The sequence below is a fragment of the Pseudomonas mucoides genome (assembly GCF_015461845.1).
Lineage (GTDB): Bacteria > Pseudomonadota > Gammaproteobacteria > Pseudomonadales > Pseudomonadaceae > Aquipseudomonas > Aquipseudomonas mucoides.
Window position 1 is genome coordinate 64,706 of sequence record NZ_JACOPW010000006.1, and the last position, 24,374, is coordinate 89,079.

Below are 24,374 nucleotides of genomic sequence, written 5' to 3' on the forward strand. Positions count from 1 at the left end.
CTCACTTACTGTATTTGTCGCCACATGATGCGACGGCTGCCGCCGCCGGATTTTTCCACCAGCGTGCTGATACCGCCACTGGAATCGTTCACGATTTTGCGGGTTGCACCGTTGACGATGGCGTTCAGGGTCGGAATGCCACCGGTGAAAATCACTCCGCTCGACACCGTATCTGTACTGTCGACCACCCCGTCGCCATTGGTATCAAGCACCGCATAGTTGAGCATCTTACCGCTGAATGCCTCCAGCTCGACCAGTTTGCCGGTACCGAAGCTGGCGCACGGGTCCGTAGTGTCCACACTCGCCGTAGTAAAAACGATCCGCCCCAGTATCAGACTGGCCTGATTGATCACTCGCTCGCCGATCAGCGCGTTGTTGTACACCAGTGGCAAATACCAGCCCTTCTCTGCCGGGTAGGTCACGTCGTTCTGGCTGGTGGTGATGAACTGGCCAGTGCTGCCAGAGAACACCCCCGTTACCGCCTGAGCCTGCAAACTGGCCACGGTGATTTGACCTGATCCGCCGTCCGCATCCCACACCGCATAAAATGCCTGTAGATCCTTGTTGGTCTTGTCGGCCGTCTCGTTGAATTTTCCGGTGCCGACAAACACTTCCTTACCGCCCAATGCATTATCCGCCAGCAACGGCTGCGCAGTGATGGGCTGAGTGGCGCCGCCTGCCGTGGTAAACAGCGGTTTGCCGGAAAAGGCTACGCCCCAGGTATCAGGCGCCGTGGCGCTCAGATCGAACTTCCACAACCGCCCTTTCAAGTCGCCGCCATAAGCGGCCTGCACCACATTCTGCGAGTTGACCCTGAGCTTCACCGACGACAGACCATTGGTGGTTTCAGTGCTGTCGACCACGATTTTCTTGATCAACGACCCATCACGCACATCCACCACGTACAACGCAGCGACGCCGGAGTTGCTGCCATAACCGTTAGAGATAAAAGCGGCCCATCGACCATCGGCCAAGCGTGCCACTTCCGGTCGAGCGTAGGCATAACCCAGGTCATTGAACACGTTTGCCGAACTCGGCGTGGTCGGCGCAGCGATTTCCCACAGCGCCTTGAATGCGTTACCCAACGAGGCATCGAACAGTTGCAGCGCATAGAAGACTTTGCCGCCCGCCCCGGTGCCGCCAATGGCCAGGGTTTTCCAGGCGCCGCTGAGTTGAGCATCGAACACACCGACCTGCCCATCGACCAAATACTTGTGGCTCACACCGTTGATGTAGGCTGGATCGGCGATGTACCGCAGCGAGGGCAAAACACTGGACGGCATGTAGGCATAGCGCCTGACACCATTGGCCGAGTTGATGACATTCACAAAACCGTCATTGGCGTTCACCACCAGGCTGGCACTCATATTGGCGGCTTTGGTGTTCAGGAAGGTGCTGTAAGTACTGTCGCCCAGCAGATCGGATGCGGTTTTATCCACAGGGGAGGCCAACACCAGCGGCGAGTTGATGATGTCGCCGAGCAATACGCTACGCACCTTGAGCCCGGTTTTGTTGGTGCCCTTGCTCCACTCCACCAGATCGCTGCCAGTGATGCCGGTGGGCAAGCTCTGACTCAACGATGTCTGCTGCGCCGGGGAGAAACTGCTGTAAGCCAGCGTGACGGCGGTGTTGTTCAGGGTGTTCCAGGATTGAAAGGTCGGTGCGGTGGCACCGGGGACGATGGTGGTGTCGGTGGTCCATTGCACAGCGGCAGTGTTCACCGCTCCACCGGACGTGAAACCAAAGGACTTGAGGGTGCCGCGCCAGTCTTTCGGGTCATAGCTGGTCTGAAAATAGCTGGAACCGCTGGCCAGAGTGGTGCCGCTGGTGACCCCGCTCCCCCCGGAACCAGCCTTGGAAGTGATCTCACTCAACGCTGACGACAATGCGTTGTTGAGCCCCACACTATCGGTCGCCTGATAATACTTGCCCTGCCCATAGCTCGCCGAGTCCGACAGCATTTGATTCGCAGCGGTGAACCCCACGGTGTAGGTGTTCATGTTCTGTTTCGGGAAATCCACCGCGTTCCAGCTTTTGCCGGCCGCGTCGGTGCCGGTGGAGCGCATGTCGATGTCGAACGCGAACTTGGCGATATCGTCGAGATAAAGCGTGTCACCTTCGCCGTCACCATTGAGGTTGTTGCCATCATTGTTCACGCCATCCCAGTTCGGCAGGCGAGCACCTCCCAGCGGATCGTTGGTCGGGAAGCTGCGGTCAAACGTCGGCAGGCCATCGGTGATGACCACGCCGTAGTTCTTCTGGCAACGGTACTGGATCGGGCTGGTGTACGTGGCCGGCGTCGAGTTGTAGTACGGCGCCACCCCCCGGAAGTAGCGGGTGATTTCGTAATAGGTTTCCGCCAGTGGCGTATTGGCCACGGCGCTCAAGCCGTTGATGGAGGAGATCAGGTTGTTGTAATTGTTGTCGGCCTGCGATTGGGTCACGCTGCCGCTCACCACCGACAGATCACTGATCGAGCGGGCGATGAAGCCGCCATTGCCGGAGTTGCTGCTATTTACCGGATTGAACGTTGCAAGCCCCATGCGCAGGCCGCGGTTGCTGCTCACCAGTGCCGTGGACACGTTTCGCGCCACGTTCATGCGGTAGTCGTTGGGGATCGAGCCGGTGGTGAAGTCCCGGTTGCTGCCGTTGGCCAACCCCACCAGGTAGGACAGGTAATCGTCGGAGTAGCGGGTGTTTTCATTGCCCACCGGGTCCGGCAACTTCAGGCACAACGGCGCCAGGCTGTTGTTGTAAAACGCGTAGGCCCCACTGGAACAACCGGACTGCGGCAGGCTGGACAGGAAGATCGAATCACCGACGATGTCGCTGCCGCTCAAACACAGCCCGAGGAAAAAATTACATTGCTTGGCGGGCGGGCGCCCCGTGACGGTCGGATCGAACCCGGCGGCGTAAAGGATGCTGTTCATGCTCCCCGAATCGTCGATCAGCAACATCACGTTCGGTGCAACAGCGGCAGCGCTTAACAGCGGTGAATCCGAAGGCGTGAAGGCATACGCCGGGGCCGACAGATAAAGGCCGAACACAATGCCGCAAAACAGCTGCCCAATGCGGGCGCGCCATTCAGTACTTCGCATAGATACTCTCCACGACGCTGCGCGAGTTGCCCGCGATGCCGACGGCGGTCACCCGGTAAAGCGTCGCCGAGGTATTGCTCGGCACATTGACGGCGTTCAGCGTGGTGCCGATGTTCTGCACCCCGTAAAATCCACTGCCGGAAGCGATCCACGTCACACCAGAGCTGGAGTTGAGACCGGCGGCCGTGATGCTTGTGGCCTCGGCCGGCGGTGCACACTGGCTGCAGACCGGCAATGAATAGCTGTCGAGTTGCACCGCGCTTTCACCCACGCGCAACGCCGCTTCGGCCCCCTGAAACGACTGGTTGCGCAGGCTCACACTGCCGGCCATTTTTTCCTGCAGGGTGGCGTTCTGCATCGAAGAAAGGCCGATCAGTGTCAGCAACAGCAGAAACACCAGGCTGACCAGCAGCGCCATGCCACGTTGGGCTTGAGACGTCATGGTGGCCGTCCTCATGGCAGACGGTTGCGCAAGGCGGCAACCACGCTGAAGGTCTGATTGCGTACCCGATTATTCGGGTCGGTGAGGGTCAGGCTCAGACGTACGCTGCGAATGCGCGCCGGGTCCGACGGGTTGCTGCTGTAACTGGAAGCCGCCACATCGGTGGCGGAACTGGCGAGGCCGAAGCTCACGTTGAACGCACTCACGTTGTTCACCAGCACGTACTGGGCGGGCGTGCCGGCGCCGGCGCCCATCAATATCTGATTGTTGCTGAAGCTGTAGATCAATCGCCGGATCGGAAACGCCAGAAACCCTGTCGCGGGTGTACGTGCGCCGGTGTATGCCGTCGCCAAGTTTCGACAGTCAGACACCACCGTCCAGGTCGGCGCCCCGCCGTTGCCGCCGACATCCGCCGTCACCAGGGTCAGCTTGAGGTTGGCGTTGTCCCAACTGATGGGCGTGATCTGACTGGCGTTGAAGTCACCCGACGAACTCGAATCGGTGATGGTGCCCAGACAGCCGAACATGCCGACCATACGGATTTCCTGAATCATTTTGCTCAACACAAAACGCGCGTCTTCCTGCATCCCGGCGGAGACGTTCTGGCTAACGTAGGTATTTTTCGCCGCGATGAAAATCTGCGCCACGCCCAGGACCACGATCAGGCTCAACGCCAGCGCAATCAGCAACTCGATCAAACCGAACCCTCGGCTGGAGCGGTTCATGGCGTGGACACCGGGTCGACCGTGGCGCGACTGGTCAGGACAAAGCTGCGGCGCGCGCTGGCGATATTGGCGGCGCGCGAGTCATCCCAGGTGATAGTGATGGTGTAGACCCGCTGGTTCAGCGTCACGCTGCCAGTGGCCGTCGCGCCACCGAAATTGACGATGTTGGTGGTGAAGTCGTAGAGGTCCTGGTCCCGGGCGACACTCAGGTTGCCCGAGGTCGGAGGCGTGACGGTGTAATCGGCGGCGGAATTGGCGCGGATGCGGTCCATCATGTCGTAGGCGATAAAACTCGCCTGGCTGGTCATCCGTGAACTGTCGGTGTACTTCAGTGCATTGAGCTGAATCGCCGCCGCCCCCAATAGCCCCACGGTCAGTATCAACAACGCCACCAAGACCTCGATCAGCGTCATGCCCTCCTGTGCACGCTTGCTCCCTTCCCTCATCCGCAACTTCCACCCAATAGAATTCGTCCGTTCAAACACACGTTCAGCGTCCTGTTTTGCGCCCCCGATACATAGTTGATGACCACGGCGGTAGACGGTGCCGACAAACCGCCCAGGTTGTTGAAGTCCAGCGCGGTTACTCCTGAGGTTAGCGACAGAGTGGCGCCGCTGCTCATCGCTGGAACAACCCGCAATACATTGGCCGGTGTGCCAGTACCGTCATAGACCGTCAATTCACCGGTCCACACACTGCCGCCCGCCGTCGGACGGACCCGGGTGGTAATGCCACGGTCGATGGCCTCCAGCCGGGCGAAGTTAAGTCCACGCTGCAAGTCGCCGATTTCGGTGTCGGCCCGGGTGGTTTGCACCGAACGGGTAAACGCAGGCACGGCCAGGGTAATGAGGATCAGAAACACCGCGAGCGTGATCAACAACTCGATCAGCGTGAAACCTTTTGTACGATGATCCATCGGTGCCCTCCGTTGCCGTCGGCTATACCTGCTTCTACACGCTAGAACATTCGACCGGCCCAGGCGGGTTGTTTTGCCATTACTCGCGCAAGGATTGCGCGGGTCACACCACTCCAGGGAGGGAAATGCCATGCATCAGCGAGGTTTCAGCCTGATCGAACTGCTTATGGGACTGGCGATTGCCGCAATTGTTCTGCTGTTGGTCAGTCCGGCGTTCGCAGCACTCACTGAATCGAACCATCGCGAGGCGACGGCGAACGCTCTGGTCAGTGGTATTCGCAATGCCAGAACCTTGGCCATTACACGCAATCAGGCCGTTGTGATTCACGGCATCAACGGGGATTGGGGTCAGGGCTGGCGGATCATTCTGGACATCAGTGGCAAAGGACCAGAGGACAGCAGCAATCCGCTGCTGGTTGAGCGCGTGGATAGCGCTCGGGGAGCGATTGTCGGCAATTGGCCGGTCAGGCGATATGTTCGATTCAGCGGGATCGGCGAACCCCAGATGCCCGGACGGGCGTTTCAAGCGGGGACTGTGCATTTTTGCGCAGCCCGCGAACCGGTCAGCCAGCTCCAGGTGGTGCTGGCCGCTACAGGTCGCGTCAGCCTGCGCAGCGACAAGGCTGAGCAGGCTTTATGTCAGCGTTAAAGCAGGGAACGCACGCGCAGCTCTTTAGGCATGGAGAACGTGATGTTCTCCTCGCGACCGGCCAGTTCATCGGCACCGGTGGCGCCCCATGCCTGCAATTGCTGGATCACGCCCCGCACCAACACTTCCGGAGCGGAGGCACCAGCGGTAATGCCGATACGTTCGACACCCTCAAACCAGCTCTTTTGCAGGTCTTCGGCGCCGTCGATCAGGTAAGCCGGGGTGGCCATGCGCTCGGCCAGTTCACGCAAGCGATTGGAGTTGGAGCTGTTCGGGCTGCCAACCACCAACACCACGTCGCATTCGTCGGCCAGTTGCTTGACCGCGTCCTGACGGTTTTGCGTGGCATAGCAGATGTCGTCCTTGCGCGGACCACCAATCGCCGGGAAACGTGCACGCAGTGCGTCGATCACGCGGCTGGTGTCGTCCATGGACAGGGTGGTCTGGGTCACGAAAGCGAGTTTTTCCGGGTTGCTCACCTGTAACTCGGCGACGTCTTTCTCGTCTTCGACCAGGTAAATCGCACCGCCATTGCTGCCATCGTACTGGCCCATGGTGCCTTCGACTTCCGGATGACCGGCGTGGCCGATGAGGATGCATTCACGACCATCGCGGCTGTAGCGTGCGACTTCGATGTGCACCTTGGTCACCAGTGGGCAGGTTGCGTCGAACACCTTGAGGCCACGGCCGGCGGCTTCGGTACGCACCGCCTGGGAAACGCCGTGGGCACTGAAGATCACGATGACGTCGTCCGGCACCTGATCCAGTTCCTCAACGAAGATCGCCCCGCGAGCACGCAGGTCTTCGACGACGAATTTGTTGTGGACCACTTCGTGGCGCACGTAGATCGGCGGCCCGAATACTTCCAGGGCGCGATTGACGATTTCGATCGCACGGTCCACACCGGCGCAGAAGCCACGGGGGTTGGCGAGTTTGATTTGCATGCTGTGCCTCGTGTCTTGCGCGCAAGAAATTAAAACATTGCAGGAGCTGAGCTTGCTCGCGAAAGCGCTGTGTCAGTCAACATTGATGCTGAATGTGGTGACGCCTTCGAGCAAGCTCTGCTCCTACAGGTGACCGTGTTCGGTCAGTTACAACGATTTGACGCTGATGATCTCGACGTCAAAGGTCAATGTCTTGCCGGCCAGCGGGTGGTTGAAGTCGATGGTCACTTGCTCGTCATCGAATTCTTTCACCACGCCAGGCAGCTCAGTATTCGCCGCATCGTTGAAGATCACCAGCAAACCCGGTGACAGCTCCATGTCCTTGAACTGCGAACGCGGGATGATCTGTACGTTTTGCGGGTTCGGCTGGCCGAAAGCGTTTTCCGGCTGAATGGTCAGCGTACGCTTGTCGCCTGCCTTGAAGCCGAACAGTGCCGCTTCGAAACCTGGCAACAGGTTGCCGTCGCCGACCTGGAAGGTCGCCGGGGCTTTGTCGAAGGTGCTGTCGACGGTGTCGCCGTTCTCCAGGCGCAGTGCAAAGTGCAAGGTGACTTCCGTGTTCTGGCGGATGCGTTGCTCAGCCAATACCTGTTCAGTCATGAACGGTTTCTCCGGTCTTCTTACTTTTGAACATATCCAGTGCCAGCATCACCGCACCGACAGTAATTGCGCTGTCGGCAAAGTTGAACGCCGGGAAATACCAGCGGTTCTGCCAATGCACCAGAATGAAATCGATCACATGGCCCAGGGCGATGCGGTCATACAAATTGCCCAGCGCGCCACCCAGCACCAGCGCCAGCGCGACGGCCAGCCAGGTTTCGTTGCGCCCAAGACGCTTGAGCCATACCACCAGCACCGCGCTGACCACCACGGCGATCAGGGCGAACAGCCAGCGCTGCCAGCCGGAGCTGTCAGCCAGGAAGCTGAACGCAGCGCCGGTGTTATAAGCCAGGGTCCAGCTGAAGTAATCGGGGATCACCACGATTTGCTGGTACATCTGGAGCTTGCCTTCGAAGTAGAACTTGCTGACCTGGTCGATGACCAGGACCAGCAAACTCAACCAGAGCCAGCTCAGCCGTCCGAAACGGCCAACGGCATTAGGCATAGTGACGAACCTCGCCAGCGCCGCTGATGTTGTCGACGCAACGACCGCAGATTTCCGGATGCTCCGGGTTCACGCCGACGTCTTCACGGCAGTGCCAGCAACGGGCGCACTTGGCGTGGCTGGACTTGACCACTTGCAGCTTCAAGCCGCTGACTTCGGTAACCACCGCATCGGCCGGTGCCAGTACAAACGGCGCAACGGTCGCGGTCGAGGTGATCAGCACGAAGCGCAGTTCGTTGCTCAGTTTGGCCAGGTCGGCGCTCAGCGCGTCATCGGCAAACAGCGTCACTTCGGCTTGCAGGTTGCCACCGACGGCCTTGGCCGCGCGCTGGATTTCCATTTCCTTGTTGACGGCTACCTTGACGGCCATGATCCGCTCCCAGTAGGCGCGGTCCAGCTCGACGCCTTCCGGCAGCTCGGTCAAACCTTCGTACCAGGTGTTGAGCATCACCGACTCGTTACGCTCGCCCGGCAGGTATTCCCACAGTTCGTCAGCGGTGAACGCGAGGATCGGCGCGATCCAGCGCACCAGCGCTTCGGAGATGTGGTACAGCGCGGTTTGCGCCGAACGACGGGCCTTGCTGTTGGCGCCAGTGGTGTACTGACGGTCCTTGATGATGTCGAGGTAGAAACCACCCAGCTCCTGCACGCAGAAGTTGTGGATCTTGGAGTAGACGTTCCAGAAGCGGTATTCGCCGTAGTGCTCTTGCAGCTCGCGTTGCAGCAACAGGGTGCGGTCCACGGCCCAACGGTCCAGCGCCAGCATGTCTTCGGCCGGCAGGATGTCGGTGGCCGGGTTGAAACCGGTCAGATTCGAGAGCAGGAAGCGCGCGGTGTTACGGATACGCCGGTAGGCGTCCGCACTGCGCTGCAGGATCTGCTCGGACACCGCCATTTCACCCGAGTAATCGGTGGAAGCCACCCACAGACGCATGATGTCGGCGCCCAGGGTGTCGTTGACCTTTTGCGGAGCAATCACGTTGCCCAACGATTTGGACATCTTGCGACCGGACTCATCGACAGTGAAGCCGTGGGTCAGCAGTTCGCGGTACGGCGCGTGGTTGTCGATGGCGCAACCGGTCAGCAACGACGAGTGGAACCAGCCACGGTGTTGGTCCGAGCCTTCCAGGTACAGGTCGGCACGTGGACCGGTTTCGTGGCCCATCGGGTGCGAACCGCGCAGGACGTGCCAGTGCGTGGTGCCCGAATCGAACCAGACGTCCAGGGTGTCGCTGATTTTGTCGTAAAGCGGCGCTTCGTCACCGAGCAGTTCGGCGGCGTCCATCTTGAACCAGGCTTCGATGCCTTCGACTTCGACGCGCTTGGCAACTTCTTCCATCAGCTCGGCAGTGCGTGGGTGCAGTTCGCCGCTTTCCTTGTTCAGGAAGAACGGGATCGGCACGCCCCAGTTGCGCTGACGGGAGATGCACCAGTCGGGACGGTTGGCGATCATCGAGTGCAGGCGCGCCTGGCCCCAGGCCGGAACGAACTTGGTGTCTTCGATGGCTTTGATCGCCCGCTTGCGCAGGGTGTCGCCGGTCGCAGGCTCTTTGTCCATGCCGATGAACCACTGCGCGGTGGCGCGGTAGATCAACGGGGTCTTGTGACGCCAGCAGTGCATGTAGCTGTGTTCGATGATGGTGGTGTGCAGCAGCGCACCGACTTCAGTCAGTTTATCGACGATGGCCGGGTTGGCTTTCCAGATGAACTGGCCGCCAAAGAACTCCAGCGACGGCACATAAACGCCGTTGCTTTGTACCGGATTGAGGATGTCGTCGTTGACCATGCCGTACTTCTTGCAGGTCACAAAGTCGTCCACGCCGTAGGCCGGTGCGGAGTGAACCACGCCGGTGCCAGCGCCCAGTTCAACGTACTCGGCCAGGTAAACCGGCGACAGGCGATCGTAGAACGGGTGACGGAAATTGATCAGTTCCAGTTCTTTACCGGTGGTGGTCGCGATGACCGAACCTTCCAGGCTGTAACGGGCCAGGCACGACTCGACCAGCTCTTCCGCCAGTACCAGCAGCTTGTCGCCGACGTCGACCAGGGCGTAGTTGAATTCCGGGTGAACGTTCAGCGCCTGGTTGGCCGGGATGGTCCACGGGGTGGTGGTCCAGATCACGATCGAAGCCGGCTTGTCCAGCGACGACAGACCGAATGCGGCAGCCAGTTTGGCTTCGTCGGCGATCGGGAACGCTACGTCGATGGTCGAGGACTTCTTGTTCTCGTACTCGACTTCCGCTTCAGCCAGGGCCGAACCGCAGTCGAAGCACCAGTTCACAGGCTTGAGGCCCTTGAACACGAAGCCGCCCTTGACGATTTCAGCCAGGGCACGGATTTCACCGGCTTCGTTCTTGAAATCCATGGTCTTGTACGGGTTGGCGAAGTCGCCCAACACGCCCAGACGGATGAATTCGGATTTCTGCCCTTCGATCTGCTCGGTGGCGTAGGCACGGCACAGTTCGCGGGTCTTGTCCGCGCCCAGGTTCTTGCCGTGGGTCACTTCGACTTTGTGCTCGATCGGCAGGCCGTGGCAGTCCCAGCCCGGAACATAAGGCGCATCGAAACCCGACAGGGTCTTCGAGCGGATGATCATGTCCTTGAGAATCTTGTTCAACGCATGACCGATGTGAATCGTGCCGTTGGCGTACGGAGGACCGTCGTGAAGTACGAACTTCGGACGATCCTTGCCAATCTCGCGCAACTTACCGTACAGGCCAATGCTGTCCCAGCGCTGCAGAATCTGCGGTTCGCGCTGAGGCAGGCCGGCCTTCATTGGGAAGGCGGTGTCCGGAAGGTTTAGCGTGGCTTTATAGTCGGTCATTTAAGGCTCTTCATTAGCGATTGGCGCTAGGTGCGACAGGGCACGGGCGGCGGCGACATCCGCATTGATCGCCGTCTTAAGCGCCTCCAGAGAGGCAAAACGCTGCTCTTCACGCAGCTTGTGGTGGAAGACCACCGTCAAACGCCGGTCATACAGATCGCCGGCAAAATCTAAAAGATGCACTTCGAGGTGGGCTTTGCCATCCCCTTGGACCGTTGGTCGCACGCCGATATTGGCGACGCCTGGCCAGGTCTTGCCGTCGATGTCGACGTTGACCAGGTAAACCCCGGTCAGCGGCACGCGACGACGCTTGAGTTGTATGTTGGCCGTGGGCGTACCCAGCTGGCGCGCCAGCTTCTGGCCATGTAGCACCCGGCCAGTAATCTGGAACGGCCGCCCGAGCAGTCGCTCGGCCAGGACGAAATCGGCAGCGGCCAGGGCATTGCGGACCTGGGTGCTACTGACGCGAATGCCGTCCAGTTCGACGGTTTGCGCAGCTTCCACGGTAAAGCCCTGAACGATGCCGGCCTGTTGCAGGAAATCGAAATCGCCAACGCGGTCACAGCCGAAGCGGAAGTCGTCACCGACCTCAAGGTGCTGCACACCAAGGCCGTCCACCAGAATGGTATCGACGAATTCGCTGGCGCTGAGCTTGCTCAGCCGCTGGTTGAAGGCCAGGCACAGGACGCGGTCGACACCTTCGTCGGCCAGCAGCTGCAGTTTGTCCCGCAGCCGGGCCAGACGGGCCGGGGCCGTGTCCGGGGCGAAGAATTCTCGCGGCTGCGGCTCAAAAATCACCACGCAGCTCGGCACGCCCAACTCGAGCGCACGTTCACGCAGCCTCGCCAGGATAGCCTGGTGGCCACGGTGAACACCGTCAAAGTTGCCAATAGTGGCGACACAGCCCCGATGCTGGGGGCGCAGATTTTGGAGGCCTCGAACCAGCTGCATAACGCGCTTCTTGCTCATAAAGTGGTCGATTATAACCACACCCGGCGGCCGACGACAGGCAACACCGTAACCAAAGTGATCGAGCCGACAAAACCACCGGCTCGCCCGTGTTTATCGAGACTGCAACCTCAGCTCAATGCCTTGCGATTGAAGTCGCGCAAACGGAAGCCCATCAGCAGCAACATTCCGAAGTAAGCGACGATGCCGGCGGCGATCAAGGCGCCCAGACGCAGGAATCTTTCAAGCATATGCCCTTGATCCCATGCCGGCATAAAGTGCATCCCGACCAGCAATACGGCGGACATCACCAACACGGCGATAACGAGCTTGGCGCCGAACTTCGCCCAGCCCGGCTGCGGTTGGTACATCTGCTGCTTGCGCAGTTGATAGAACAACAGCCCGGCGTTGATGCAGGCACCGGCACTGATGGCCAGGGCCAGGCCGGCGTGGGCCAGCGGACCGATCAGCATCAGGTTGAACAACTGCGTAACCACCAGGGTGAAAATGGCGATTTTTACCGGCGTGCGGATGTTTTGCTGCGCATAAAAGCCCGGTGCCAGCACTTTGATCACGATAATCCCGAGCAAACCGACGGAATAAGCGATCAGTGCACGCTGGGTCATCGACGCATCAAAGGCACTGAACTGGCCGTACTGGAACAGCGAAACGGTCAGCGGCTCAGCCAGGATCCCGAGCGCCAGCGAACACGGCAACACCAGGACGAAGCACAGGCGCAGGCCCCAGTCGAGGATCCGCGAATATTCGTGACGGTCCTTGCTGGCGTAGGTTTTGGCCAGCGTCGGCAACAGAATCGTGCCCAGCGCCACACCCAATACGCCGGACGGCAACTCCATCAGGCGGTCGGCGTAATACATCCAGGACACGGAACCGGCCACCAGGAAGGACGCGAAAATGGTGTTGATGATCAGGGAAATCTGGCTGACCGATACGCCGAGAATCGCCGGCAGCATCTGCTTCATGACCCGCCACACGCCGCTGTCGCGCAGGTTCAGACGCGGCAACACCAGCATGCCGATCTTTTTCAGGTGCGGCAGCTGGTAAAGCAATTGCGCCAGGCCACCCACCAGAACCGCCCATCCGAGTGCCATGACCGGCGGATCGAAGTACGGCGTCAGGAACACCGAAAAGACGATCATGCTGACGTTGAGCAAGGTCGGCACAAAGGCCGGCACCGAAAAACGGTTGTAGGTATTGAGGATCGCACCGGCCAGGGACGACAGGGAAATCAGCAATATGTAGGGAAAGGTCACCCGTAACAGGCTGGAGGTCAGCTCAAATTTTTCCGGTGTATCGGTAAAACCCGGCGCCGTTGCCCAGATAACCCAGGGCGCTGCAATCATCCCCAGTGCCGTGACCAGCGCCAGCACGAGTGTCAGCAGGCCCGAGACGTAGGCAATGAATGTTCGCGTCGCCTCCTCGCCCTTCTGGCTTTTGTATTCGGCCAGAATCGGCACGAAGGCTTGGGAAAACGCCCCCTCGGCGAAGATTCGCCGCAACAGATTGGGCAATTTGAAGGCGATAAAGAAGGCGTCCGTCGCCATCCCGGCACCAAATGTACGTGCGATCAGCGTGTCACGAACAAACCCCAAAACCCGGGAAATCATCGTGATAGAGCTGACGGCGGCCAACGATTTGAGCAGATTCATTGAAAGAGTTTGTGCCTGTCGATAAACAGCAGGCGAACAAAGCGCCTACTTATGCGATACTCCGCGCCGCAGCAGCACAGAGCCAAAGCTCGCGAGTTTACAGGTCAAGCGCCGGAAATAAATATCCCGCCTCTTTATACCTACCACTTAGCGGAACGTCTCAACCGCCCTTGACAAGACATCAACTCATCGGCATGATTCGCGGCCTATTTTGTTTGCTATTTCCTAAAAAGTCTTTCGAGGAGCTCGACGGTGGCCAACACACCTTCCGCCAAAAAACGTGCAAAACAGGCTGAGAAGCGTCGCAGCCACAACGCCAGCCTGCGTTCCATGGTTCGTACCTACATCAAGAATGTAGTTAAAGCCATCGACGCAAAAGACGCTGCTAAAGCTCAAGCTGCTTACGTTCTGGCCGTGCCAGTTATCGACCGTATGGCCGATAAAGGCATCATCCACAAGAACAAGGCTGCTCGTCATAAGAGCCGCCTGAACGGTCACGTCAAGGCTCTGAACCTTGCTGTTGCCGCATAAGCGATAAGCTTGTTGAAAAACCGACCTCAGGGTCGGTTTTTTATTGCCTGCGATTTAACAGACACCATACAAAAAAATGTGGGAGCGAGCCTGCTCGCGATAGCGGTGCAACATTCAACACTGATGTCGACTGTTGCACCGCTATCGCGAGCAGGCTCACTCCCACATTTGGTTTTGCGTCAGATTATTGAGCGTGCGCCCACGGCAGGATCGGGATCGCCGTCACCGCATTCTGCGGACTACCCTCGATCAAGCGATCGCTGTAGACCAGATACACCAGCGTATTGCGCTTCTTGTCGAGGAAGCGCACCACCTGCATGGTCTTGAACACCAGCGACGTGCGCTCCTTGAACACCTCATCACCATCCTTCAGCTCACCCTTGAAACTGATGGGACCGACCTGGCGGCAAGCAATGGAGGCCTCGGCGCGATCTTCCGCCAGGCCCAAACCACCCTTCACGCCTCCAGTCTTGGCGCGCGACAGGTAGCACGTCACGCCGTCGACCTTAGGATCATCAAACGCCTCGACGACAATCCGGTCGTTCGGCCCGACGAATTTGAACACCGTCGACACCTGGCCAATTTCCTCAGCCGAAGCCAGCAGCGGCATCGCCAGCAGTAGACCCAATAATCCTTTTGCCACACGCATTCAAATATTCCTTCAGACCAGAATCAGGTTATCGCGGTGAACCAGTTCCGGCTCAGCCATGTAACCCAACAGACCGACAATCGCCTCAGACGACTGACCGATGATTTTTTGTGCTTCCAGCGCACTGTAGTTGGCCAGGCCACGGGCGATCTCGCGACCATCCGGCGCCACGCACACCACCATTTCGCCGCGACGGAAGCTGCCCTGTACCAGCTTGACCCCCACCGGCAGCAAACTTTTATGGTCCTGGGCCAGCGCTTTCACCGCACCACCGTCCAGCACCAGCGTGCCACGGGTTTGCAGGTGCCCGGCCAGCCACTGCTTGCGCGCCGCCAGCATGCCACGCTCAGGCGAGAGCAAGGTGCCGATGCGCTCACCCGCCTTCAGGCGATCCAGCACGCGCTCAATGCGCCCACCAACGATGATGGTGTGCGCCCCGGAACGAGCTGCCAGACGCGCCGCACGCAATTTTGTCTGCATACCGCCACGCCCCAGCGCACCGCCAGTACCGCCCGCCACCGCATCCAGCGCCGGATCATCAGCGCGCGCCTCGTAAATCAGGTTGGCGTCAGGGTTGTTGCGCGGATCGGCGTCGAACATGCCATCGCGATCCGTGAGGATCACCAGCAAATCAGCTTCAACCAGGTTAGCCACCAGCGCCGCCAGCGTGTCGTTGTCGCCAAATCGGATTTCATCGGTCACCACGGTGTCGTTTTCGTTGATCACCGGGATCACTTTCAGCTCAACCAGGGCGCGCAAGGTGCTGCGGGCGTTCAGGTAGCGCTTGCGATCGGACAAGTCATCGTGCGTCAGGAGAATCTGCGCGGTGTGCCGGCCATGCTCGGCAAAGCTCGACTCCCAGGCCTGCACCAACCCCATCTGACCGATGGCGGCGGCGGCCTGCAACTCGTGCATCGCGCTGGGTCGTACGGTCCAGCCCAAGCGGCTCATGCCCGCGGCCACAGCCCCGGAAGACACCAACACCAGCTCGACGCCAGCTTCATGCAAAGCCACCATCTGCTCGACCCAGACACCCATTGCCGCGCGATCCAGGCCCTTGCCGTCCGCTGTCAGCAAAGCGCTGCCGATCTTCACGACCCAACGCTGCGCACCTGTCACCTTGCTCCGCATCATCTTCAACCTTAGCTTGAGGACAGCGCGACCTGGCACTGCCCGTGACGTTAATCGTGGCTATTACTGACCAACGATCGATTTCCAGATACTAAAACGCCGCTCGATTGAGCGGCGCTTAAGTTTACTGCAACGAATCAGTCACGCACGTAAATGATTTCCGGACCGTCTTCGTCATCCACATCTTCTTCGTCCCAATCATCGTCGCCGATGTCATGGACCGACTTCACGCCACTACGGCGCAGGGCACGCTGGTCATCCAGGGCCTGCAGCTGAGCACGAGCTTCGTCTTCGATGCGCTGATCGAGCTCTGCCAGCTCTTCCTTGTAGGCAGGGTCGGCAGCCAGACGATCAGCACGATCTTCCATGTAACGCATGATGTCGTGGCACAGACGCTCAGTGCCAAGCTTGGAGATGGCCGAGATCACGTAGACCGGACCAGTCCATTCCAGACGATCAACGATCTCCTTGACGCGAGCATCGTGCTCTTCTTCAAGGATCTGGTCGCACTTGTTCAGCACCAACCAACGATCACGCTCAGCCAGGGACGGGCTGAACTTGGTCAGCTCGCTGACGATCACCTCAGCCGCATCCGGTGCGCTGGTGTCATCCAGTGGCGCCATGTCCACGAGGTGCAGCAGCAAACGGGTACGCGACAAGTGCTTGAGGAAGCGAATCCCCAGGCCAGCGCCATCGGAAGCGCCTTCGATCAGACCCGGAATGTCCGCGACCACGAAGCTCTTCCAGCGATCGACGCTGACCACACCCAGGTTCGGCACCAAGGTGGTGAACGGGTAATCGGCGACTTTCGGCTTGGCGGCCGACACCGAGCGAATGAAGGTACTTTTGCCGGCGTTCGGCAAGCCCAGCAGACCGACGTCCGCCAGCACTTTCATTTCCAGCTTGAGGTCACGCGCCTCACCCGGCTTACCCGGAGTGGTCTGACGCGGAGCACGGTTGGTACTGGATTTGAACCGGGTATTACCCAGACCGTGCCAGCCGCCGTGAGCCACCAGCAACTTCTGGCCAGCCTTGGTCAGGTCGCCGATCACCTCTTGAGTGGCCGCATCGATGACGGTGGTGCCCACCGGCACGCGCAGTACCAGCTCTTCACCTTTCTTGCCGGTGCAGTCGGTGCTGCCGCCGTTGGAACCGCGCTCAGCGTCGAAGTGACGGGTGTAACGGTAGTCGACCAGGGTGTTGAGGTTTTCGTCGGCGATCATGTAGACCGAGCCGCCATCACCACCGTCACCGCCATTCGGGCCGCCGTTTTCAATGAATTTCTCGCGACGGAAGCTCATGCAACCGTTGCCGCCGTCGCCGGCCTTTACTCGAATCGATACTTCATCAACAAACTTCATAACAAAACGCCTCTCGCCATACGGACGAGCCGAAAAAATCTAGACATAAGACTCTTGCAAAAATGAGCGCAGCGACCTCAATCAACGACCGCAAAAACCTGCGCTGGAGCCCATCACAAACAGCTTTGCAAGAGACTCACCCCACAAACGAAAAAGCCCCGTCGCAAGACAGGGCTTTTCCAGCAACCACGCAATTATGCCGCGACGACGTCAGTCTTCGGAACAATGCTTACGTAACGGCGATTGAAAGCGCCTTTTACTTCAAACTTGATCACGCCGTCGATTTTAGCGAACAGAGTGTGATCTTTACCCATGCCAACACCGTAACCGGCGTGGAATTGGGTGCCGCGCTGACGCACGATGATGTTGCCCGGAATGATAACCTGGCCGCCATACATCTTCACGCCAAGGCGTTTGGCTTCTGAGTCGCGACCGTTACGGGTACTACCACCAGCTTTTTTGTGTGCCATGAGTCAATTCTCCTAGTGAGGAATTAGGCTGAAATTAAGCCTGAATACCGGTGATTTTGATCTCGGTGTACCACTGGCGGTGGCCCATACGCTTCATGTGGTGCTTACGACGACGGAACTTGATGATGCGGACTTTATCGTGACGACCTTGGGAGATCACTTCAGCCACAACGGTAGCGCCAGCAACAACTGGAGCGCCGATGTTCACGTCATCGCCATTGGCGACCAACAGAACGCGATCAAAAGTAACGGATTCGCCGGTAGCGATTTCCAGTTTTTCGATCTTCAGGTATTCACCTGGGGCGACCTTGTATTGCTTGCCACCAGTAACAATTACTGCGTACGACATGGTATTTCTCCGATAATCCTGCTCACCCAGCTCTTTATAAGAAGAGGTATTGGCTGGCATGGCTGCATAGGGCTGGAAGGCCGGTTTGCAATTGCGTAAGGCAGGTGCTGCCCAGGAAGTTCAGGGTGCGCGATTGTACGCAAGCTGCCGGAGTGATGCAAGAGGCCGTCCATCGCGCCTTGACACTCGCCGACGTGGGTCCTAGCATGCCGCGCAACCCTTCTGGAGCAACTGTCGCTGATGCAACCCCAAGCTTTCTACCGCGCGGTGGCGGACGATTTTAGCGCCGTCGACGGCATCATCAAGAAGCAGCTGACTTCCCGAGTGCCGCTGGTATCGAAAATCGGCGATTACATTACCTCGGCTGGCGGCAAACGCCTGCGTCCTTTATTAGTGTTGCTGTGTGGCAAGGCGCTGGGCCGCGAAGGCGACGACCTGCGTCTGCTGGCCGCGACCATCGAGTTCCTGCACACCGCCACCCTGCTGCACGACGACGTGGTCGACATGTCCGGCATGCGCCGTGGCCGCTCGACCGCCAACGCCATGTGGGGCAACGCACCCAGCGTACTGGTCGGCGACTTTCTGTATTCGCGCTCCTTCGAAATGATGGTCGAACTGGGCTCCATGCCGGTGATGAAGATCCTTTCGCAAGCGACCCGCATCATTGCCGAAGGCGAAGTGTTGCAGCTGTCGAAGGTCCGTGACGCCAGCACCACCGAAGAAACCTACATGGAAGTCATCCGCGGCAAGACCGCGATGCTCTTCGAGGCGTCGACCCACAGTGCTGCCGCACTCTGCGAAGCCACAGCTGAGCAGGCCGAAGCCCTGCGCACCTTTGGCGACCACCTGGGCGTGGCCTTCCAACTGGTCGACGACCTCCTGGATTACAAAGGCGACGCGGAAACCCTGGGCAAGAACGTCGGCGATGACCTGGCCGAAGGCAAGCCGACCCTGCCGTTGATCTACACCATGCGCGAAGGCACGCCGGAACAGGCAGCCCTGGTGCGCAAGGCGATCCAGAAAGGCGGCATCGAGGATCTGGAAAGCATTCGCGAAGCGGTAGAAGCCTCCGGCTCGCTGGAATACACCGCGAAACTGGCCCGTGATTACGTGGCCCGTGCGATCAAATGCCTCGACGCACTGCCTGCCAGTGAATATCGCGACGCATTGGTTGAGTTGAGTGAGTTTGCGGTAGCCCGCACGCACTAACTGCACCGTAATACCCTGTGGGAGTGAGCCTGCTCGCTCCCACAGTTTTCGGCGTCGCCCCCTCCCAGCTAAAACCCTATATAATGTGCGCTTTTTAGCGATCCTGAATCCAAGGAGCTTTAGTGAGCACGTTGCCACCCTGCCCAAAATGCAATTCCGAATACACCTATGAAGACGGCGCACAGCTGATCTGCCCCGAGTGCGCGCACGAATGGTCCGCCAGCGGCGAAGCCGATGTGGCGTCCGATGACGCCGTGAAAAAGGATTCGGTCGGCAATGTCCTGCAGGACGGCGATACCATCACCGTGATCAAGGACCTCAAGGTCAAGGGCACGTCGCTGGTGGTCAAGGTCGGCACCAAGGTCAAGAACATCCGCCTGTGCGATGGCGACCACGACATCGACTGCAAGATCGACGGCATCGGCCCGATGAAGCTCAAATCCGAGTTCGTCAGAAAAGTCTGAATCCGCTGTATTCCATCCCGCGCCACGCGTGGGATGGTGCTTCGCCCTCCCCCGCTTCAACCCGCCTGCCCGCGCAATAGCTAAACGCCAGCCGATTTGACCTTACGCAACCTTTACCCGGAAAGAAGCACAAACTGCCAATAGGCCCTTGCTATTTGATGAATAAGAATTATTCTCATTGAAACCCAAATCAATGGAGATGAGACATGACTTATTTGATCGATGCCTGGCTGGATCGACCACACCCTTACCTCAGGATCCTGCATCGGGAAACCGGGGAAGTCTGTGCCGTGCTTGAAGAAGAAGCCTTGAGCGAGTTGCAGGATCAGGGGGATCTGGACGTCAACGGACTAAGCTCCAGCGAGCCAGTGGTGCTGAAGGAACTGGTGCGTAATCTGTTTCTGTTCTGTTATGCCCGGGCGTTGCGCCCATCGAATGAACTGCACCACAAGATCGAAATATGAAAATCACCGCAAAAAAATGTGGGAGCGAGCTTGCTCGCGATGACTGACTAACATCCAACATCTCTGTCGACTGTTACGCCGCTATCGCGAGCAAGCTCGCTCCCACAGAGGTCTTACAGAACGTCGAGCAGTTCGACGTCGAACACCAGTACGCTGTGCGGCGGAATGCTGCCAACGCCTTGAGCGCCGTAAGCCAGTTCGCTCGGCACGTACAGACGCCATTTGCTGCCGGCATTCATCAGTTGCAGGGCTTCGGTCCAGCCAGCGATCACGCCGCCAACCGGGAATTCTGCAGGCTGGCCGCGCTCGTAGGAGCTGTCGAACACCGTGCCGTCGATCAGGGTGCCGTGGTAGTGGGTACGCACCTGATCTTCACGGGTCGGCTTCGCGCCTTCACCAGCAGTCAGCACTTCGAATTGCAGGCCGGAAGCCAGGGTGGTGATGCCTTCACGCTTGGCGTTTTCAGCCAGGAAAGCCAGGCCTTCGCCAGCAGCCGCTTCAGCCTTGGCAGCCGCTTCGGCTTGCATGATTTCACGGATCACCTTGAAGCTGGCGGACATTTCTTCCTGGCCAACACGGCTTTCCTTACCGGCGAAGGCATCGGTCAGACCCGCCAGGATCGCGTCCAGGCTAACGCCCGGTGGCGGGTTGTCGCGCAGTTGGTCGCCCAGCTGACGGCCAATACCGTAGCTGACGCGGGTTTCGTCGGTGGACAGATTTACTTCGGACATGACACTGCTCCGCTGTGCGGACGGCCCGGGAACTTGCCGTGCGTGCACAGCGCGTCCCGGAGCGCCCGGAACCAAAAGGGCCAGCAGACTAGCACAGATGGCATCGTCCTGATGAGGGCTGTCAGTGATGCCAGGAAGAGCGGAAGGCAATCGGCACCTTCAGACTTTCCCCCACGCTGGCACCCAGCCCGCACATTTCATCATGAACCGAGGCGTGAACCAGATTGAAGGGTAAGGTCGGGAATTTATGCAGCACCTGACGAGCATGCTCGACCGAGCGCAGGTGGAACATATGGTCGTGGGCATCGCTCAAGGGATACGCGGCACCGTGCATGCGCGCTTCCAGCAGATAGATCCCGCCTTCCATGGAGATCAGGTTCAACTCATCGACTTTCCCTGCGAGGGCATATGCGCGTAGTTCAACAAGGTTCATGAAGGCACCTCATACAATGGCGAGCCAAGACTACTTACAGGGATAGGCCCCGGCGCATCAAAGTACAAGCCAGCAACGGCACCGCCCGTCCGGTTCGACCATCTCTCCTTGCGGGAGCGTGGCTTGCCAGCGATGGCATCAGCGCGGTTTAGCGCCAGACCGAGATGATGCCATCGCGGGCAAGCCACGCTCCCACAGGGATTTTGGGCGAATCAGTGCTTGGTCAGCTTGTCCAGATAACCCATGGCGAAGGCCGACACGACGAATGTCATGTGGATGATCACGTACCACTTCAAATGCTCGGGATCGACGTTCTTGGCGTCCATGAAGATCCGCAGAAGGTGGATAGAGGAAATCGCCACGATGGAAGCGGCCACTTTCATCTTCAGGGAAGAAGAATCCATGGTGCCCAGCCAGTTGAGCTTTTCCTTATGGTCATCGATGTCCAGTTCAGAGACGAAGTTCTCATAACCTGAAATCATCACCATCACCAGCAAACCGCCCACCAGCGCCATGTCGATCAGCGACAGCAGCACCAGGATCAAGTCCGATTCCGCCATCGAAAACACGTTGGGGATAACATGGAAAACTTCCTGGAAGAACTTCAGCGCCAGCGCCAGCAGCCCAAGCGACAACCCGAAGTAGATCGGCGCCAGCAGCCAGCGGGAGGCGTACATTGCATTTTCGATAAAGCGTTCCATTGAATCTCACACAGGGGTTGAAAATGGCCGCGAGTATACCAGCCACCCGTCGCTATCCAGAAGCTGCCAGGAACCATCGAGAAATCCGCCACCTGCGCCGTGTGTCACAAAGTTTTTCTGCTAGTGTCCAGACTATTGACCGCTCAGCGACATCGGACAGGAAGACTGGGAATGGATGTGCGATTGCCTTTAACGAGTGTCGGCATTTGCCTGACGTTGCTGATGAGCGGCTGCTCGCCCGGCGAGGACAAGCATCAGGTCAGCCTCGAGGAAAAAACCGCACAGTTCGAACAATCGCTGGATCAGATCCAGGACCCGAAACTCAAGGACGCCGTGTCCGAGCTCGGCGGCTCACTGCTGCTGCTCGAACGTGCGCAACTCAAGCTCGACAGCAAACCGGTGGAAACCGAATACGGCGAAGATGCCCTCGCCGTGCTCAAGCACTACCCAACGCCACAGGCCCTGGTAGACACCTACATCAATGGCCTGTTCGTGCTGCACAAGGATTCCAGCTCCGATTACCTGACCGACCTGCAACCGGTATTCCCGTTCAACTTCAATATTCCGGCGGCATTCCTGTTCCCCCATGGCCTGGAATGGCAATCGGTGACGCTGAGCAACAAACGGGTCATCCCCTTCCAACCCGAATGGTCGGAAACCGATCCCGGCATCCAGCTCAGCCCGTCGAGCTCCAACCTGACCAACCCCGACGACCTGACGGTGACCTACCCTTTCATCGACGGCCTGGATGTCGACAAGAAGAACCAACCGCAACCGGTGAGCCTGCAAGGCAAAGTCGAAGTGATCGCACCCCGCCGGCTCTACAGCGTTGTCCTGAGCAAAAAGGACGTCGGCCAGACCCGCACCAACGACAACCTCAGCGTCACCCTGTTGAAGCTCGGAAAGAACTACGCCGAAATCGAGTACAACAACAGCGTACCGGTGGCCCCAGAAGTCGGTGAAACACCGTTGAACCCACTGATCGTCCAGGCCAGGGACAGCACCGGGCAATTTCTCTCGCGCTCCGGATCGATCAACGAAACCCCCACGCAAATTGCCTTCTACCAAAAACAACTGGCGAAAATGCAGCAACAGAAAACCTGGAGCGAGGCGTTCGAAAAACAGCTCAATGACGAACAGCGTACGTTCGAGCAGCAGCAAGGCCAGCATTATTCCAAGGTGTACTTCAACGGGCCGATCGAGACCCTTGAAGTCAGCCTGTTGGATTTCTCGACCGCCACCGTCACACGCAAGGACTTGAACTTGCCGGTACGCCGCTTCGACCCACACACCACGGCAAAAACCGTGCAGCCGCTGAACTTGCCGGTGGTGGTGTATGACGATCAGGCGCCAAACTGGCTCAAGGGCGCGACACTGAGTGAGGAGCAGCTGAAAAAAAGCATCAACGTCAATCAGTCGGTGGACGACCCGAGTGCCGCGCGCATCGAATTCGATCACCCCAGAAGTTTCAACGACGAGTTGCTCGGCACGTCATTCAGCCCCGGCAATAGCCCGGTCAGTTTCTTTACCGCGGACAGCAGCGGTAAACGCGATGAGCCGATCGAACTGCCACCGGAGGCCTATCAGGTCGACCCTCTGCGCGGCACGATCACCTACGACCTGAACCTGTTTCCGCAAACGCCGGCGTTCGCCGTGGGCTCCATGCCCTTGTTCCTGGCCACGGTCGACAAGCAATCGCTCGACGCACAGAAATTGCCCAAGGGGCTTGAGCTCAAAGGCAATGCGCTGGTGGTGGATGCGAAACTGTTTCCTGCGCAGGACTGGCGATTTTTCGCCAGGGACGACAGCGGGAACTACCTGAAGGAGATTCTTGCGGTCACTCATGACGCTGGTGCCGATGGTCCGGCGTTATTTGACGTGCACTACTTCTATGGCCAGCCCACACGTCTGGAAACTTATCAGCGAACCGACCTCACCACTGTGCAATATGGTTTCGAGGTCAAACTGGCCAAGGCTGATCTGAGCCAGCTCGACCAATAACCCATCAGTGCTCGAAGCCACCCAGATTGCGGCAACGACCGCCGTTGATTTCCCGCAGCTGGGCTTGCAGGTGCAAACACCAGATTTGGGGATCATCGGCCAGTTCGTAGCCGTGCAGCGTCAGGCTTTCCACAATAGTGTCGAGGATGGATTCAGCCACGAAAGGGCCATGAAACGGGCCTTGTGCCTTGATGGCTGAAGGTTGCTCGCCAGCCATTCCGGCGGCGAAGAGCAAGGTCCACATGCCGGTATCTCCCGCCAAAGGGCGGATGGCACACTCGATACGGGTCACTAGGCCCAGGCATTGACGGGTAAGGCAGAGGTTGCGCGACATGGCGGCGACCCTCGGTAGATCCGGTATTCAGCCCCCGTGGGAAGGCTGTTTCGATCCTGTGATTGCTGTCGATATCCTTGAACCAGAGAATAGAAGAAAAGTCTGGCCAGCACGTCAGGCGAGACCAGAAGGCGCCGAATGGTCATAGTGTGAATATTGACGCCAGACTGATGGCACTTTTACTTGGATTCACACAAAAAAATGTGGGAGCGAGCTTGCTCGCGA

Annotated in this window: 26 protein-coding genes; 6 read left to right on the forward strand and 20 right to left on the reverse strand. The window is 58.8% G+C overall.

Going from position 1 to position 24,374, the window contains the following annotated elements; genetic code table 11:
* Positions 1-5 precede the first annotated feature (5 nt).
* From H8F22_RS23595 to H8F22_RS23615, 5 genes are read right to left on the reverse strand one after another with little or no spacing between them, the layout of a single operon-like run.
* On the reverse strand, positions 6-3,098 hold the full coding sequence (locus H8F22_RS23595; RefSeq protein ID WP_194940752.1) for a pilus assembly protein: 3,093 nt from the start codon (positions 3,096-3,098) through the stop codon (positions 6-8).
* Positions 3,085-3,555 (reverse strand): pilus assembly PilX family protein, encoded by a 471-nt coding sequence (locus H8F22_RS23600; RefSeq protein WP_027924188.1) that lies wholly within the window; start codon positions 3,553-3,555, stop codon positions 3,085-3,087. Before H8F22_RS23600 ends, H8F22_RS23595 begins: the two co-directional genes overlap by 14 nt.
* Complete coding sequence (locus H8F22_RS23605; protein WP_027924189.1) at positions 3,552-4,265, reverse strand: PilW family protein; 714 nt, start codon at positions 4,263-4,265, stop codon at positions 3,552-3,554. Before H8F22_RS23605 ends, H8F22_RS23600 begins: the two co-directional genes overlap by 4 nt.
* A complete protein-coding gene (gene pilV, locus H8F22_RS23610) occupies positions 4,262-4,711 on the reverse strand; it encodes a type IV pilus modification protein PilV (protein WP_027924190.1) in 450 nt (149 codons plus the stop codon). Before pilV ends, H8F22_RS23605 begins: the two co-directional genes overlap by 4 nt.
* Complete coding sequence (locus H8F22_RS23615) at positions 4,708-5,181, reverse strand: GspH/FimT family pseudopilin (protein WP_027924191.1); 474 nt, start codon at positions 5,179-5,181, stop codon at positions 4,708-4,710. The genes pilV and H8F22_RS23615 overlap by 4 nt, the downstream gene beginning before the upstream one ends.
* A gap of 130 nt (positions 5,182-5,311) precedes the next feature.
* On the opposite strand from H8F22_RS23615, the gene H8F22_RS23620 reads away from it, so the two are divergent.
* Positions 5,312-5,830, forward strand: coding sequence for a GspH/FimT family pseudopilin (locus H8F22_RS23620; RefSeq protein ID WP_027924192.1), 519 nt, complete (start codon positions 5,312-5,314; stop codon positions 5,828-5,830).
* Here the strand turns inward: H8F22_RS23620 and ispH are convergent.
* The 6 genes from ispH to murJ form a co-directional block, all read right to left on the reverse strand.
* Positions 5,827-6,774: a 4-hydroxy-3-methylbut-2-enyl diphosphate reductase gene (gene ispH / locus H8F22_RS23625; RefSeq protein WP_027924193.1), complete on the reverse strand. Its 948-nt coding sequence runs from the start codon at positions 6,772-6,774 to the stop codon at positions 5,827-5,829. The genes H8F22_RS23620 and ispH overlap by 4 nt on opposite strands.
* Positions 6,775-6,921: 147 nt before the next feature.
* Complete coding sequence (gene fkpB, locus H8F22_RS23630; RefSeq protein ID WP_010467538.1) at positions 6,922-7,359, reverse strand: FKBP-type peptidyl-prolyl cis-trans isomerase; 438 nt, start codon at positions 7,357-7,359, stop codon at positions 6,922-6,924.
* Between the two features lie 7 nt (positions 7,360-7,366).
* Positions 7,367-7,879 carry a signal peptidase II gene (lspA, locus tag H8F22_RS23635; protein ID WP_027924195.1) on the reverse strand — a complete coding sequence of 171 codons (513 nt, stop codon included), beginning with the start codon at positions 7,877-7,879 and terminating at the stop codon, positions 7,367-7,369.
* Positions 7,872-10,703, reverse strand: coding sequence for an isoleucine--tRNA ligase (gene ileS, locus H8F22_RS23640; protein ID WP_027924196.1), 2,832 nt, complete (start codon positions 10,701-10,703; stop codon positions 7,872-7,874). The genes lspA and ileS overlap by 8 nt, the downstream gene beginning before the upstream one ends.
* Complete coding sequence (gene ribF, locus H8F22_RS23645; protein WP_027924197.1) at positions 10,704-11,654, reverse strand: bifunctional riboflavin kinase/FAD synthetase; 951 nt, start codon at positions 11,652-11,654, stop codon at positions 10,704-10,706.
* A gap of 128 nt (positions 11,655-11,782) precedes the next feature.
* Complete coding sequence (murJ, locus tag H8F22_RS23650; RefSeq protein ID WP_027924198.1) at positions 11,783-13,321, reverse strand: murein biosynthesis integral membrane protein MurJ; 1,539 nt, start codon at positions 13,319-13,321, stop codon at positions 11,783-11,785.
* A 252-nt stretch (positions 13,322-13,573) separates the two neighbouring features.
* Between murJ and rpsT the strand changes: the two genes are divergently transcribed.
* Positions 13,574-13,852: a 30S ribosomal protein S20 gene (gene rpsT, locus H8F22_RS23655; protein ID WP_007942340.1), complete on the forward strand. Its 279-nt coding sequence runs from the start codon at positions 13,574-13,576 to the stop codon at positions 13,850-13,852.
* 184 nt (positions 13,853-14,036) lie between these two features.
* On the opposite strand, the gene H8F22_RS23660 is transcribed toward rpsT, so the two are convergent.
* The 5 genes from H8F22_RS23660 to rplU all read right to left on the reverse strand — a co-directional run bounded on the left by H8F22_RS23660 (position 14,037) and on the right by rplU (position 17,812).
* Positions 14,037-14,501: a CreA family protein gene (locus H8F22_RS23660; protein WP_008022496.1), complete on the reverse strand. Its 465-nt coding sequence runs from the start codon at positions 14,499-14,501 to the stop codon at positions 14,037-14,039.
* Between the two features lie 12 nt (positions 14,502-14,513).
* Positions 14,514-15,632, reverse strand: coding sequence for a glutamate 5-kinase (gene proB / locus H8F22_RS23665; protein ID WP_027924199.1), 1,119 nt, complete (start codon positions 15,630-15,632; stop codon positions 14,514-14,516).
* A gap of 137 nt (positions 15,633-15,769) precedes the next feature.
* Entirely contained in the window at positions 15,770-16,993 is a 1,224-nt protein-coding gene (gene cgtA / locus H8F22_RS23670) for an Obg family GTPase CgtA (RefSeq protein ID WP_027924200.1), read from the reverse strand.
* 194 nt (positions 16,994-17,187) lie between these two features.
* Positions 17,188-17,463, reverse strand: a complete 276-nt coding sequence (gene rpmA / locus H8F22_RS23675; protein ID WP_007943982.1) for a 50S ribosomal protein L27 — start codon at positions 17,461-17,463, stop codon at positions 17,188-17,190.
* Positions 17,464-17,497: 34 nt separating this feature from the next.
* Complete coding sequence (gene rplU / locus H8F22_RS23680) at positions 17,498-17,812, reverse strand: 50S ribosomal protein L21 (protein ID WP_003176051.1); 315 nt, start codon at positions 17,810-17,812, stop codon at positions 17,498-17,500.
* Between the two features lie 240 nt (positions 17,813-18,052).
* On the opposite strand from rplU, the gene H8F22_RS23685 reads away from it, so the two are divergent.
* The 3 genes from H8F22_RS23685 to H8F22_RS23695 all read left to right on the forward strand — a co-directional run bounded on the left by H8F22_RS23685 (position 18,053) and on the right by H8F22_RS23695 (position 19,949).
* Positions 18,053-19,021 (forward strand): polyprenyl synthetase family protein, encoded by a 969-nt coding sequence (locus H8F22_RS23685; protein ID WP_027924201.1) that lies wholly within the window; start codon positions 18,053-18,055, stop codon positions 19,019-19,021.
* Between the two features lie 122 nt (positions 19,022-19,143).
* Positions 19,144-19,485 (forward strand): zinc ribbon domain-containing protein YjdM, encoded by a 342-nt coding sequence (locus tag H8F22_RS23690; protein WP_027924202.1) that lies wholly within the window; start codon positions 19,144-19,146, stop codon positions 19,483-19,485.
* Positions 19,486-19,691: 206 nt separating this feature from the next.
* Positions 19,692-19,949 carry a PA4570 family protein gene (locus H8F22_RS23695; RefSeq protein WP_027924203.1) on the forward strand — a complete coding sequence of 86 codons (258 nt, stop codon included), beginning with the start codon at positions 19,692-19,694 and terminating at the stop codon, positions 19,947-19,949.
* Positions 19,950-20,062: 113 nt separating this feature from the next.
* Here H8F22_RS23695 and H8F22_RS23700 read toward each other — a convergent pair whose 3' ends face one another.
* From H8F22_RS23700 to H8F22_RS23710, 3 genes are all read right to left on the reverse strand, one after another.
* Complete coding sequence (locus H8F22_RS23700) at positions 20,063-20,680, reverse strand: FKBP-type peptidyl-prolyl cis-trans isomerase (protein ID WP_027924204.1); 618 nt, start codon at positions 20,678-20,680, stop codon at positions 20,063-20,065.
* Positions 20,681-20,801: 121 nt separating this feature from the next.
* Positions 20,802-21,113 carry a DUF6482 family protein gene (locus tag H8F22_RS23705; protein WP_027924205.1) on the reverse strand — a complete coding sequence of 104 codons (312 nt, stop codon included), beginning with the start codon at positions 21,111-21,113 and terminating at the stop codon, positions 20,802-20,804.
* Between the two features lie 212 nt (positions 21,114-21,325).
* Positions 21,326-21,814: a TIGR00645 family protein gene (locus H8F22_RS23710; protein ID WP_027924206.1), complete on the reverse strand. Its 489-nt coding sequence runs from the start codon at positions 21,812-21,814 to the stop codon at positions 21,326-21,328.
* 171 nt (positions 21,815-21,985) lie between these two features.
* Between H8F22_RS23710 and H8F22_RS23715 the strand changes: the two genes are divergently transcribed.
* Positions 21,986-23,815 (forward strand): hypothetical protein, encoded by a 1,830-nt coding sequence (locus tag H8F22_RS23715; protein ID WP_027924207.1) that lies wholly within the window; start codon positions 21,986-21,988, stop codon positions 23,813-23,815.
* 4 nt (positions 23,816-23,819) lie between these two features.
* Here H8F22_RS23715 and H8F22_RS23720 read toward each other — a convergent pair whose 3' ends face one another.
* Entirely contained in the window at positions 23,820-24,149 is a 330-nt protein-coding gene (locus H8F22_RS23720) for a PA4575 family protein (protein WP_027924208.1), read from the reverse strand.
* Between the last annotated feature and the right edge of the window lie 225 nt (positions 24,150-24,374).